At 37.5% G+C, this 13,103-nt stretch carries 11 protein-coding genes; 8 read left to right on the forward strand and 3 right to left on the reverse strand.

What is annotated here, in order from left to right; translation table 11 throughout:
• Window positions 1-52 precede the first annotated feature (52 nt).
• The 3 genes from MKY18_RS03655 to MKY18_RS03665 all read left to right on the forward strand — a co-directional run bounded on the left by MKY18_RS03655 (window position 53) and on the right by MKY18_RS03665 (window position 4,395).
• On the forward strand, window positions 53-1,183 hold the full coding sequence (locus MKY18_RS03655; RefSeq protein ID WP_185108939.1) for a DEAD/DEAH box helicase: 1,131 nt from the start codon (window positions 53-55) through the stop codon (window positions 1,181-1,183).
• 144 nt (window positions 1,184-1,327) lie between these two features.
• On the forward strand, window positions 1,328-1,765 hold the full coding sequence (locus tag MKY18_RS03660) for a hypothetical protein (protein WP_185108941.1): 438 nt from the start codon (window positions 1,328-1,330) through the stop codon (window positions 1,763-1,765).
• A gap of 203 nt (window positions 1,766-1,968) precedes the next feature.
• On the forward strand, window positions 1,969-4,395 hold the full coding sequence (locus MKY18_RS03665) for an ABC transporter permease (RefSeq protein WP_185108943.1): 2,427 nt from the start codon (window positions 1,969-1,971) through the stop codon (window positions 4,393-4,395).
• A gap of 77 nt (window positions 4,396-4,472) precedes the next feature.
• Here the strand turns inward: MKY18_RS03665 and MKY18_RS03670 are convergent.
• The 3 genes from MKY18_RS03670 to MKY18_RS03680 all read right to left on the reverse strand — a co-directional run bounded on the left by MKY18_RS03670 (window position 4,473) and on the right by MKY18_RS03680 (window position 7,242).
• Window positions 4,473-5,623, reverse strand: a protein-coding gene (locus MKY18_RS03670) for an IS3 family transposase (protein WP_185108217.1) whose coding sequence is annotated in 2 segments (ribosomal slippage) — window positions 4,473-5,350 and window positions 5,350-5,623 — 1,152 coding nt in all. Because the reading frame shifts where the segments join, the coding sequence is not laid out codon by codon here.
• Window positions 5,624-5,739: 116 nt separating this feature from the next.
• Window positions 5,740-6,744, reverse strand: a complete 1,005-nt coding sequence (locus MKY18_RS03675; protein ID WP_185108703.1) for an NADP-dependent oxidoreductase — start codon at window positions 6,742-6,744, stop codon at window positions 5,740-5,742.
• A 108-nt stretch (window positions 6,745-6,852) separates the two neighbouring features.
• Window positions 6,853-7,242, reverse strand: a complete 390-nt coding sequence (locus MKY18_RS03680; protein ID WP_003214189.1) for a YfmB family protein — start codon at window positions 7,240-7,242, stop codon at window positions 6,853-6,855.
• A 221-nt stretch (window positions 7,243-7,463) separates the two neighbouring features.
• Here MKY18_RS03680 and MKY18_RS03685 point away from each other — a divergent pair, with 221 nt between their 5' ends.
• The 5 genes from MKY18_RS03685 to MKY18_RS03705 all read left to right on the forward strand — a co-directional run bounded on the left by MKY18_RS03685 (window position 7,464) and on the right by MKY18_RS03705 (window position 13,018).
• The gene (locus tag MKY18_RS03685) at window positions 7,464-7,811 is read left to right on the forward strand and encodes a general stress protein (RefSeq protein WP_044141254.1); all 348 of its coding nucleotides are present in this window, start codon (window positions 7,464-7,466) and stop codon (window positions 7,809-7,811) included.
• A gap of 947 nt (window positions 7,812-8,758) precedes the next feature.
• Window positions 8,759-9,415, forward strand: a complete 657-nt coding sequence (locus MKY18_RS03690; protein WP_113768261.1) for a methyltransferase domain-containing protein — start codon at window positions 8,759-8,761, stop codon at window positions 9,413-9,415.
• A gap of 278 nt (window positions 9,416-9,693) precedes the next feature.
• Window positions 9,694-10,419, forward strand: a complete 726-nt coding sequence (locus MKY18_RS03695; RefSeq protein ID WP_342497733.1) for a GTP cyclohydrolase II — start codon at window positions 9,694-9,696, stop codon at window positions 10,417-10,419.
• A 33-nt stretch (window positions 10,420-10,452) separates the two neighbouring features.
• A complete protein-coding gene (locus MKY18_RS03700; protein WP_044141256.1) occupies window positions 10,453-11,256 on the forward strand; it encodes an SUMF1/EgtB/PvdO family nonheme iron enzyme in 804 nt (267 codons plus the stop codon).
• A 4-nt stretch (window positions 11,257-11,260) separates the two neighbouring features.
• Entirely contained in the window at window positions 11,261-13,018 is a 1,758-nt protein-coding gene (locus MKY18_RS03705; RefSeq protein ID WP_342497734.1) for a WD40 repeat domain-containing protein, read from the forward strand.
• Window positions 13,019-13,103: the final 85 nt, after the last annotated feature.

The raw sequence follows: 13,103 nt of genomic DNA on the forward strand, positions 1-13,103 counted from the left end.
GCTGATTTTGAGATACTAAAGGATAGATTGAATGAGGATAAAGGAGATCGACATGATAGAAAATTGGGCATTTTTAAAAGAAGCAAAGCCATTTATTCAAGAGAACTTCCAAGCGGCTGGCTTCGAAAAACCAACAGCTATACAAGAAAAAACAGCAGAATGGATTACGGAGAAGCGTGATGTGATTGCAGAATCGCCTACAGGAACGGGGAAGACACTGGCGTATGTGTTGCCGCTTTTAAATAAAATCGATGTGGATATCAAGCACCCGCAAGTCTTAATCTTGGCACCATCAAGAGAGCTTGTGATGCAAATTTTTGATGTCGTGCAAGCGTTCAAACAAGGATCAGACATCAAAGCGGTCTCCTTGATTGGTGGAGCGAACATCAAAAAGCAGCAGGAAAAACTAAAGAAACACCCGAACATCGTTGTCGCAACACCTGGCCGTGTACAAGAATTAATCAAAATCAAGAAACTGAAAATGCACGAAGTCAAAACGATCGTGCTAGATGAAGCAGATCAGCTTCTTGTGCCAGAGCATATGAAAACGATCCAAGCGATCATTAAATCCACATTAAAAGAAAGACAAATCCTTTGTTTTTCTGCGACACTGAAAGACGAAACGGTTCAACTGATTAAAGAAATGACGACTGAACCAGAAGTATTGAAAATTGCCAGAAGTGAGGAAGAAGCGCAGAAAGTAGGACACTATTATCTATTATGTGACCAGCGAGACAAAGTAAAACTACTGCAAAAGCTATCACGGCTTGAGGACATGCATGCGCTCGTCTTTGTGCGTGATATTACGAATTTAAGCATTTACGCAGAGAAATTGGCGTATCACCATGTCGACCTCGGTGTCCTTCATAGTGAAGCGAAAAAAGCAGAGCGTGCTATCATCTTAAAGGAATTTGAACAGCGTGAATTCCCACTTCTTCTTGCAACGGATATCGCAGCAAGAGGGATCGATATTGACGATCTGCCGTACGTGATCCATGCTGATCTGCCAAACGAAGAAGGCTATATCCACCGTTCAGGCAGAACCGGGCGCGCAGGAAAGGAAGGGGCTGTTATCAGCCTAGTCACACCTCAAGAGCATTCTATGCTTAAAAAAATGGCGAAAAAGCTAAATCTTTCGCTTCAGGAAATTGTTTATAAGCAAGGCCGAATTTTTTCTATATAAAAAATACAGGAAGAAACGATTACTTAAGATTAATGATCTAGTAATCGTTTTTTTGGCTGAAAATATTTTTTTTGGAATATATATTGATATGTAGAAAAAAATGTATTAAAATTATAAATGTATAAAATATAGGAGGTAAGGAAATTGAAAAAACATTTTAAAAAATTAACGGCTCTTGTAGTAATTGGGTTTTTTACTATTTTTGGTTTTGCTCATCTAGGAGAAGCAAGTACCCAAAAGTTTAGTATAGGAGGAAAAAACGATATAGTAAGAGCCGAAGTAAAAGGACCGGTAAAATATAAACTTAAAAATAAAACTACAAAAATTTATTCTAATGCTAGAATATATAATAAAATCACAGGAAATTATAGTAATAGCGTACACCGTTACAGTGTGGCAGTTCAGAAAAAAAATTTTATTGGGTTTGGTAAGAAATATATTGCTGAAAACTTTAAAACCCCTAATAAAAGTACCAAATCAATCGGCAAGGTCCAAGAAGGAAATTATAGAGTTATTGTAACTAAACATACTCAAACTAAAGATGGTGTGGGCCTAAATGGGTCTGGAGAAATTAGACAGTAATTTTCTAGTGAAGAGAGTATATTAGGTACGGCAAAAGAAGCATGAGTTCCCTCAACTTATTGAGGAGACCTCTCGCTTCTTTTCATTTATATGTATAATTTAATGATATATTAATATAAAGATCAATTTACTAAGAGATTATATTTGAATTCATAGTTAATTTGTATTTCTTTGATATATGTTAGTTATTCGAGGTGCATAGAATGATATTCAAGCTAGCTTTTAAGACAGTTTTATCGAAAAAATGGTTTTCAGCGTCGGTAATCATCTTAATGACATTATCTATGTTTATAATAACCTTCGGTGAGGCAGAAGCAAATAAATTAATTGAAAAGTTGGAAAGGAATACAACTAATAAGTATGGAGCCTTTCATGCAGTGGTCAATGGTATTAAACAAAATGAAGAAGATTATATAAAAGCTCAAAAGAGTATTAAGCATTACGGTATTATAAAAAACATGGGCTATACAAATTCTTTTAACAATACTAAATTGCCTGCAACTTTCGGTACCATGGATTTTCAAGCTAAAGAAATGGGCCATATAATAATTGAAAAGGGAAGATATCCAGAAAGGAATAACGAAGTAACTATTGAATCATATCTACAAGAGGCGTTTACTGGAAATGCAATTGGAGAAAAAGTTAAAATAAAAATAAATAACACAGAAAAATACTATAAAATAGTAGGCGTTATAAAAAATTACTCCTCAAATTGGACAACTCCAAATAACTATAAAATAGGAAAAACAAGCTATCCTAATGTTATATTTAACAATGATTTAATGAATAAAACGCAGCTTAATACTAGTGCACTGATAGAGCTAAATGAATATCATGACTTTGATGAAGCAGTTAAGGTTATAAATGATCTTTTTGATAAGTCAGAAAATGTGTATCTGAATACTAAATTTTTTGAGGAAGAATTTATTTATAAACAATCCATCCCTACTTTGCGACTTTCCTTTATTATAATTTCATTATTTATAATTTTAATTAGTTTAATTTATACGAAGAGTGTTCATTTTAAGAAGCAAGAGAATGAAATTGAAGAAATATTTAAATCATATGGCTTTAACAAAAAAAAGATTGTATTTTATTTTTTAAGCCAAGCTATTCTATTAACAGGTTTTGGTACTATTATATTCTTTTTGACAAATATTTTTATTAATGGTTTTTTTCAAGTCGATTTTTTAGGTATCTTATCTTGGTTAATAATATTATTCTGTGTTGATATTATTTATATTATGAAACAATCGACTTCTTTCTTCAATAGGAAATATTGTGGTAAAGAAAGTGTCAATATACCAAAGAAGAAGTTTGTAGAAGATAATGCATTTTCCTGGAAGGGGAATTTAACAATTATTGTTATTGTGGCGATATTTATACCGGTTTATTATATTTCGAATCTAATAGTTGAAGAAAACACTCCTAAAAAACTTAAAAATGAACCGGACTTTAGTCTTTTTGCAAAACAAACAGTAGCATATGATTTAGTTAACAATTACGTTATTGAAGATCAAAAAGCAAACACGTTTAAATTTAGAGATATTGAAAAGTTAGAGAAGGATGATACCATAAATTATATAGAAAAGGTTCCTTATTCGATTGGAACTTCTCTATCTGTAAATGAGAGTAATCTATCTCGATATTTAAAAAGTTGGGTTAGTAATATGAGTGAAAAAGATGATACATATCAAACACCTATTGATCTCGAAAATAAAATAAAAAAATTACCGATAAAAAAGAAGCTGACGCCAATACCTAATGTGAACTACTATGTTTTAAATAAACAAGAGTGGACTAGTTTAACAAGTAAATATAAGTTGAAAAATAAGTATCAAAGTGACTCCATTCTTATGTTCTTCCCTTCAATTAATGGAATGAAAGAGGACAAAATTAAAGATGGAGATAGTATAAAGTTAGAGAGAATAGATTTAGATGAAAAAAACGAAATTAAATATAAAGATTGGGATTTGAAAGTTGGAAAAATTATTAATAAAAGTTATACTTTAAACTTTAATGGTATACATATAGAGAACAGTGGTTTGTCTATTGCTATACCCGAAAGGCTAGTAAAAAATGAAAAGATATTCGAAGGTTATTTAGAATTATACATTTATCTAAAAGAAAAAGTAAGTGCCAAAGCATATGAAAAGACACAATTATCTATTAAGAAAATGTATGATAATAATCAGGAGGGTAACCACGAAAATAAACATGAACAAATTGAAAAACAACTTTCACTACTAAGTTTTATTAATAAACTGAGTAACATTCTAATTTTCAGTATTATTATTAATCTAGTTATCGTGTTAATGACTAAATTGAATTTCAAATTAAGAGAAAAACAACAATTCAATTCTGTGAATAAACCATCATCATTGAAACCACCTAATTGGACATTATGGGGTTTATTTAAAGAATTAATTATATGTTTCATGTATTCTTTTTTTATAGGTTTGCTCTTTATATATCTGATTGAAGTGAATTATAGTTCAGATTTGCTGCTTTCTATAAAAATATCCTTTTTGTTGGAAAGTTATGCTATTGTCAGTACAATTCTAGTTGGTTTAGTTTTTCTTTTATTTTTTCAAGATAAGAAATCTAAAAAAATTACCAATAATTATTAAATGTTTATTATATAAATAAAAAAAGACCCCGCCAAATGGGACTGACCCCCGTTTTTGAGACAGGGATCAAAACACCTTTATACAGCCAATTGCCGATAGTTTATCGGTGATTGGTTGTTTAGTTTCGTTTGAATACGAATGTTGTTATAATAATAAATGTATTCTTTGACAGTGCGTTCTACGATGCTGGTCGTAGTGCGGTCAATCCTGTTAAGATAGAACGTTTCAGACTTTAGTGAGGAATGAAACGATTCGATGGAGGCATTATCAGCGGGCGTCCCTTTACGGGACATGCTCATGGTAATGCCTTTTATATGAACAGCTTTCTGATACTCGTAAGATGTATACACAGAACCTTGATCGCTATGTAACACGCAATTCTCAGGCAGTGCTGGGAGCTGATTAAGTGTGTTTAAGATAAAGTCTGTGTCCTGCTTATCACCAATCGTAAAAGCAATCACTTCTCCATTATATAAATCCAATATACTGGAAAGGTACAATTGTTTCTGTCCATAAGGCAAATACGTGATGTCCGTTACTAGTTTTTCAAGAGGGCGATCAGACTGAAAGTTCCGATCCAGTATATTACTGGCCACGGCATAGGGCTGCCCATTCTTCTTACGCTTTTTCATTTTAACCCGGCATTGCCACTGGTTTTTCTGCATGATGCGTTGAACAGTTTTATGGTTAATACGCATTCTCCTTTTTAGTATGGCTGTGATTTTTCGATAACCATATCGATATTTGTGCTTTCGGCACAACGTGCCGACCTGTTTCTCTAGTTGTCTTTTAGAATGATTCTGAGTCAGATCCTTTTTCCATCTATAATACGAAGTACGTAAGATGCCTAAATGGACACAGATGTCCTGTACCGTCATCGTTTTGCACAATTCTTCTACCAGTTTGATTGACGTTTCCTTATCAACTTCCTTTCCAATTCGTTGTACTTTTTTAAAACTTCATTCTGTTGACTCAAATAGCGATTTTCTGCCTGCAGTCTCTCTAATTCGGAAGAGTACTCGGGACCCTTTCCATAGGTATATTGTTTTCCAACAGGCTGTTCGAACCGGTGTGTATCCCCAGCTTTATGCCACCTCACCCATGTCTGAACCTGCGTCTTATTCTTGATATTCAATTTCTGCATGATCTCTTTCATAGGTACGCCTGCCAATCTCATTTCTACAGCCTTCTGTTTGACTTCAACCGGATAACTCACTCTTGTCCCCATAGAAAAAACACCTCCATGTTTTATTTCGGATCACAACGATCCATTTTCAAACTTGAAGGTGTTTTTTATTTGTCTCATCTTATGGGGTCAGTTCCAAATGGCAGGGTCCTTTCTTTTTATGAAATTTTGACTAGCTGTTTTCCGACATTTTCACCTTTGAATAATCCGAGGAATGCATCAGGAATGTTGTCAAAGCCTTCAACGATTGTTTCTTTATACGTCAGTTTGTCTTCTTTTACCCATTGTGCGAGATCTCTTGCTGCTTCTTCAAAACGATCTGAATAGTTGGCAACAATGAAGCCTTGCATCAATGCGCTTGTTTTAATGAGTTTTGTTTGCACACGCGGTCCGATGTCCTCGCTTGCGCTAATGTTATAAGACGAAATCGCGCCGCACACTGGAATACGTGCAAAGCGGTTTAAATGATTCATCACAGCATCAGAAATTTCGCCGCCTACATTGTCAAAATACACATCGACGCCGTTAGGGCATGCCTTTGCAATAGCATCATCTAAGTCATTTGTTGTTTTATAATTAATCGTTTCATCAAAGCCCAGTTCTTTTAAATAAGCCAGCTTATCATCAGATCCCGCAATCCCAACGACGTGAGCGCCTTTGATCTTAGCAATTTGCCCAACAACGGAACCAACAGCACCTGCGGCCCCAGAAATGACAACGGTCTCGCCTTCTTTTGGCTGACCAATCGCAAGAAGTCCGAAATAAGCGGTTTGTCCCGGCATGCCCAAAATGCCTAAATAATAGGACAATGGCGCAATAGATGGATCAATTTTAGTGAGAGATTCAGCTTTGGCCGTGGAATATTCTTGCCAGCCAAGGAATCCAAGAACAAAATCACCTTTTTCAAATTGAGGCGATTTAGACTCGACAACTTCTCCAACAACACCGCCCTGAATCACTTCATTTAGCTTGAATGGAGGTGTATAGGATTTTGTATCCTGCATTCGTCCTCTCATATAAGGATCTACAGAAACATATTTCGTTTGAATCAAGACTTCACCATCTTGCGGCACAGGTATATCGACTGTTTCAAAATGAAAAACATCTTTTGTAGGTAATCCTTGTGGACGTTTGGCTAATTGAATTTGCTTTTGTTGACTCATGTCAAATCCTCCCTTTCACTTGCAACCTAGATTTACATTAACATGTTGCTTCTTTTCATTCAAAACATACGGTCTATTTCAAACACATACAAAAAAGCAGCCGCCATCTCAGAGATGAGGACTACTTTTTTGGAAGTCAACAGAGAGGAGCGGCGGCAGACAGCCAAACAGCTGATACACGTCCGCATCACGTTCTTTTAACAAATATTCGTTCGCATTTTGCATAGAGGCTTTCATCATATCGCGCGTCACAAAAGGAAAAAGGATATTCAAGTATGAGGACAACAGGTCTTGTGGATCTTGTTCAATCGACTCGATATCTCCAATATTGATAATGATGGAAAAGAGATAATCAATGGAGATGCGAAAGTGCTGTTCAGCAAACAATGTAAGCGGCTTTGCTTTTGCTTCTTCAGGATTCCACTTTTGAAAAAGCTGTTTCACCAAATCACTGACAACCCAAGCATTAAACTGCTGTTCCGCTGAAAAGTAATACATCAGCTCTACCTCATTTCTAGCCTCCAGTACAAGAATTGTACAATAAAACAGCAGGGATGAACACAATATTTCAGAAAATTTAGTCATTTTTACAGGATTTTTGTCAAAAATAAGTCAATAGGCATGGCTAGTACACAATGTAAAATGGATGTGCTCAAGGAAGGTTTAATGATAAAAGTGACGGGTAAAAGATTCGTAAGACGCTAAAGGAGGAATATAAAATGAAACCTGTTGTAAGAGAGTATTCAAATGATGAAACACTTCAAAGAGATGTAGAGCAATTAAAATCACTCGGTGTTGCAAGAGAGGACATTTATGTTCTGTCCCATGACGATGATCGTACAGAGCGTATTGCTGAAAATGCAGATGCCAATACGATAGGTCCAAGAGAAGTTGGACTGAAACATGCTGTTGGAAACATCTTTAGTAAAAAGGGCGATGAGCTCCGAAATAAAATCCATGAAATTGGTTTCTCTAAAGAAGAAGCTGAAACATTTGAAGAACATTTAGACGAAGGGAAAGTCCTTCTCTTTGTGACAGACCATGAAAAAGTGAAAACTTGGGCATAAACGCCAACTGAAAAAAGTCTCTTACTTTCGTAAGGGGCTTTTTTTCATGCCTTCATCTCTGAAGGAGAGGATGCATCTTTTTTACTATATTAAGAAAAAATAGCAGATTGGAATAAACAGTAAATCATCTAATTGAAAATGCAGATATACCAAAGAAAATGATAGGAAATGAGAAAAGAATAGTCGAAATATCACAAAAATCTATTCGGGAAATAATTATTGTATCTTTCAATTTTTTTCAAAATGTAATGGGAATCTTGTGTAATTTAGTAGATAAATTTCTTAGTTCTATTGGTTTATGTTGTGTTTTTATGTAGAAATATGTGTTTTGAGGTCAAAAAACCACGAAAAATACCTGTATTTTCAATTAGAAAATTCATTTTAATATTTAGGAAATAATTTGTTGACAAAATAATCTAAAAACAATATATTTGGCTTATTCCAGTTGTTATGGAAGTAGTTGTTAAATTTCTGATGGGTTTATTCTAGGCACACTCTAGTGATAGGTGGTGGCATAAAACCAAGGTAAAAGCACTCGTGAAATTTCTACTAAAACATAAGAAAATGGTTTTTACATGAAGAAGAAATGATAGTCGATTTAAACAGTAGATGATCTTTCTACTATGATCACTTTGCAAAAGATATTCAAAAGACGTCGTATTCCTGTACAGAAGAGAAAGCGTTTTCAATAAAGGCAGTGAGTTGATCGAACGGTGAAGGAGGTGAACTCATATGAAAAAAAGAGATAACAAGCTGATGCGGTGTAGCTGTCAAATGGCTGCATATGAGGATGCATGCTGAAAAAGAAGAGTGAACATGTGGGATGCTTCTCTCCTTTTTCAGAAAACAGATTTCCTAAAAAATCCATCTTTCATTTTAACATAAGGTGTTTTGCTTGAAAATGACCTTTGCCCGAAAAATCGATTTTAATAGAAGGAGGTCCTGTGATGAAAAAAGCTTTGTACCATGAAGACAGTGGATTGTATCTAGAAAAAATGCGTATGGCATTTCAAGAACATTATGAGAAAAGAACAGATATGTGGTCTACTGATCCATCCTTAACAGATGCAGCTGTGATGTCATTAAAGGCATGGCGTTCAAGGGAAAAGAATGCACTTGCTGCTGTGCTCGATATCGGATGCGGGAACGGCCGGGCGCTGGAACATTTAAGCGGACTTTCCGCATATGTCGGCATCGACCTGTATGAGCATGAGGAGTGGGAAGGATTACAGAAAAGAGAAACGGTTCCTGTCCATTTTGTTCATCAAGATTTTATGTCCTGGTCGATGGGCCAGGGTCGAGGGATGCAGTTTGATTTAATTTTAGATCATGGCTGCTTTCATCACCAGCACCCTGATGATCATGAGCGTTATTTAAAACAGGTTTCCTCTTTGCTTCATGAAGGCGGCGTCTTCTCACTTGTTGTATGGGGAGAAGAGTGGAGAACAGGATTAATCGGAGAGGATGGCCGTTTCCACTTTTCGTTTTCAGACTCTCAGCTTGGAGAAAGAATTTGTTCATCAGGTCTGGAGCTTGTATCGATTACACCATTAAAAGCAAAAGCCGGCATTAGCCAGCATCATGTCATTGCCGTCAAAATCTAGTACAAAGGTGAACACTCAAACGTAGCAGAGGTGTTCATTCTAAGAAACAGTATGTGCGCATCATGTAAGGGAAAGGCGTTATGAACCAAGAATTCTGCTCCTTTGTACTGGAAAAGACCTAGATTGACATATCGCTAGAATAGGTGGAATTAAGGTCTGAACGATGAGAGGAAACGCACATCTATGTTCTTTTAAGCCATGAGTGCAGACACATATTCATCACCATCACTGCGCTACCTGAGTCGATTTGGGTGCAGCGATGAATAGGGGGGAGACAAATGAACAAGTTTGTAGATGAATTACAATCAATGATTCATCATTTTACCTTTCAAGAAAAAAACTATTTGCTCGTGGGGCCAGTGAACCTTCCGATTTCCATTCAACATGAAGAAGTGCCATTTAAATGGTATGCCTTCGCACCTGCTGAAGAAGAGACAAAACCAACGATCGAATCTATTGTCAAAATGAGTACCGCGCAGCAAACCTTTTCCTCTTGTCTCTTATTTGGCGACTTTGAAAATGAAATGCCGCCGCTTGTGCGAATTCATAGTGTCTGCCAAACAGGGGATGTGTTTGGGTCACTGAAATGTGACTGCGGTCCACAGCTTGCGTTATCGCTGAAAAAAATCACTGATTACGGAAAAGGCATGCTCGTCTATATGGCCAATCAAGAAGGGCGGTCAATTGGGCTGATGGCGAAAGCATTGACGTATAAATTACAGGAAATGCAGCTGGATACTTTTGAAGCCAACCGTCTGATTGGCTGCGGAGATGATGACCGGCATTACGAGGAGGCAGCGGCTGTTCTGCACTATTTAAACAACGGGAAACCAATGCATCTCCTAACGAACAATCCAGATAAAGTCGATTCCATTGCTGCTTACGGTCTTCCTGTTTTACGGTTTGATCATACGGTCGAAGCCTCTCTCTATAATGAAGCCTATTTAAAAGCAAAAGCAGCCTCAGGACATATGGTCGATGAGAAAAAATTAATTAATCAGTAGATGAGTTTACTTTAAAGAAGGCGGGAGAAAAGCGTGAAACCTGAAATCAATTGGATTCAAATCCCAAGCGGCTATGCAACAATCGGAAGTAATGAAGAAGATATGAAAAAGGCATCAGAATTCTGGAAGGACAAGCTTCTCAATCCAACTTACGGCCGTGAGAAAAAATTTCAAAAATGGCTGTATAAAGAATTTCCATCCTATCAGTCGTATATCAATGAATTTTTCATTTCAGATACGGTCGTCACCAATGAATGGTATCAAAGCTATTGTGATGAAACAGGCCAGTCGTACCCGGAGAGCTTAACAAATCAAGAACTAGGCGGCGGGAAAGATCATCCGGCGTGGGGCATGGAGATCGAGGAAGCCTTCTCATTCTGTCAGTGGCTGAGCGGGAAACTCGGGATAGACGTGTCGATTCCTACTGAAGAAGAATGGGAATATGCTGCCCGGGGTAACACGAGAAATCAATACCCATGGGGAGATGAGTTTGACCCTTCTTACTGTAATACGTACGAATCAAATATCGAAAAAACGACGCCTGTCCGCCATTACGAAAAGGGAAGATCCTTATTCGGTCTTTATGATATGGGGGGCAACGTCGAGGAATGGGTCAACACCAAAAATCATGTGTACGAAGGCGGCATTGAGGTCGTAGATGATTTAACGGAAACGCTTGGCAGTGATTACTACATTTTAAAAGGCGGCTCCTTTGCAAGAGGCGGGGATTTATGCAGAGTCGCTAGAAGACACGGAAAGCACCCAGACCCTGTTTTTCGATTTACTGGGTTTCGTGTAATGACTCGTCAAAAACAACATATAAAGGTGGGAGTGTAAAACTATGCATAGAGGACCAATTACATCTGTTTTATCAACTCAGCAGGACCAAATTGTTTACACTGGCGGCTATGACCGCTGTATTTATCAGTGGAACCGGGCGACAGGAGAAGGAACGTTTATTGGAAGTCACGAGCATATCATTAACTCTTTATCTCTTTCTGAAAACGGAAAGTACTTAGCGAGTGCTTCGTCAGACTACACCATTCAATTGTATGATACAGGCACACATACTAGAATTCGCACCTTGTTTGGTCATGCGGATGATGTAGAAGCCGTTGCTTTTGCGAAGCAGGATACGTTGCTTGTATCGGTGTCCAGAGATAGAAGATGCTTAGTCTGGGATATCGAAACAGGAGCCATCCTAAGAGAATTTCATGGACATAGCAAGGATGTATTAGCTGTATGGATACACGGCGATAAAGCTTATACAACAGGTGATGATGGCTACGTTCTTGTATGGCTGTATGATACAGGAGAAATTGTAGGGGAAATCGGTCCGTTTGATTATGAGCTGGACACAATCAGCGGCAGCAATCAAAAAGAAGTGTTCGCACTTGGCAGAGACGATGGCACCGTTATTATTTATGATGCGGTGACGTTACAGGAGAAAAAAATCATCAAAGCTCATTTACAGGGCGTCAAGCGTGTGAACTTTTCTCCAAGCGGCAATTACTTGCTGACAGCAGGCTATGACCATTTAATTAAGCTGTGGAATTACGAAACAGGGGATTTAGTCGATACGCTGTTGCCTCATAAATATCAGTGGGAGCGCTCGCTTGTCTGGACGGAGGATGAGAAAGCCATCCTAGGAGCCAGCTTTGGAAAAACGTATTGTGAATGGTCTATTGAACAGGGGAAAGTTGTATCAGATGAGATCGAAATGGCGACACCATCTATTAATGATATTGCGCTAACTGATGCGGGAGATATCATCACAGCATCAGATGACGGAAAATTCAGAAAAAATGGGCTTGAAATCGCTAAATCGACAGGCGTTTTAACAAATGGAGTGGCTGTCGCACGAGATGGAAGCTATTATGCGTGGGGAGATCATGCAAGTCAGGTGCATATTGTTCATGAATCATTACAGCAAATGGTTTCGTTTGATCTCAATACAGGGCCGGTCAACAGTGTGTATTTCCACGAGGAGGACCGGCAATTCTATATTGGAACTTACGGCGGCTATGTACATGTCATATCGACGGAGCATTTAAAGGAAGTTGGCCGTTCCAAAGCACACGATTGTGCTGTGAAAGCACTAAAAGTAGAAGGAGATCATATCATCACAGCCGCAGTAGAAGGAACCATCTGTCTTTTAGATAAGAAGAGCTTGTCTTTAAAAGCGAAATATATCGGGGCGACAGAGCTGTTAAATGACGTATTCATTGATAGCAAAAGAGATCGTATTGCCATTGTCAGCCGTGACAAGAATGTGAGATTGTTTGATTTGCATACAGGAAGAATTTTAGACCAGCATAATGAACACCAGTATTCGATTAAATCGGTCTCTGTCACAGACTCTGGCTATATTGTGAGCGGAGATTATTGGGGCTATATCGTTGTGTGGAATCCAGAGCTTGGGGTCAATACCGGCCCAATTAGAATTGCCAAGAATGGAATTAGTGCCATCAGACAATTAGGCAATGATGTATACGCAAGCTCGTATGATGGTGGGATTTATCATATTCGAGAAGATGGCACGTATACCGAAGTACTGCGCTTATTTGAACAATTTCCAAAAGAAGTAATCTCTCATTAAGAAAAAGAATGTAAGCGGGGGATTCTCATGATAAGTGTTTGCAAGGAACATATGAAAAAAGGCCTGACTGTACTCAATTGTCCGC

The sequence above is a fragment of the Bacillus sp. FSL R7-0672 genome (assembly GCF_038601465.1).
In the GTDB taxonomy this organism is placed as follows: domain Bacteria; phylum Bacillota; class Bacilli; order Bacillales; family Bacillaceae; genus Bacillus; species Bacillus pumilus.

What these genes read in the sequence shown, in the direction of transcription:
- MKY18_RS03655 (WP_185108939.1), top strand. Translation starts at nt 53, where the DNA reads ATGATAGAAAATTGGGCATTTTTAAAAGAAGCAAAGCCATTTATTCAA.
- MKY18_RS03665 (WP_185108943.1), top strand. Translation starts at nt 1,969, where the DNA reads ATGATATTCAAGCTAGCTTTTAAGACAGTTTTATCGAAAAAATGGTTT.
- MKY18_RS03675 (WP_185108703.1), bottom strand. Translation starts at nt 6,744, where the DNA reads ATGAGTCAACAAAAGCAAATTCAATTAGCCAAACGTCCACAAGGATTA.
- MKY18_RS03680 (WP_003214189.1), bottom strand. Translation starts at nt 7,242, where the DNA reads ATGTATTACTTTTCAGCGGAACAGCAGTTTAATGCTTGGGTTGTCAGT.
- MKY18_RS03685 (WP_044141254.1), top strand. Translation starts at nt 7,464, where the DNA reads ATGAAACCTGTTGTAAGAGAGTATTCAAATGATGAAACACTTCAAAGA.
- MKY18_RS03690 (WP_113768261.1), top strand. Translation starts at nt 8,759, where the DNA reads ATGAAAAAAGCTTTGTACCATGAAGACAGTGGATTGTATCTAGAAAAA.
- MKY18_RS03695 (WP_342497733.1), top strand. Translation starts at nt 9,694, where the DNA reads ATGAACAAGTTTGTAGATGAATTACAATCAATGATTCATCATTTTACC.
- MKY18_RS03705 (WP_342497734.1), top strand. Translation starts at nt 11,261, where the DNA reads ATGCATAGAGGACCAATTACATCTGTTTTATCAACTCAGCAGGACCAA.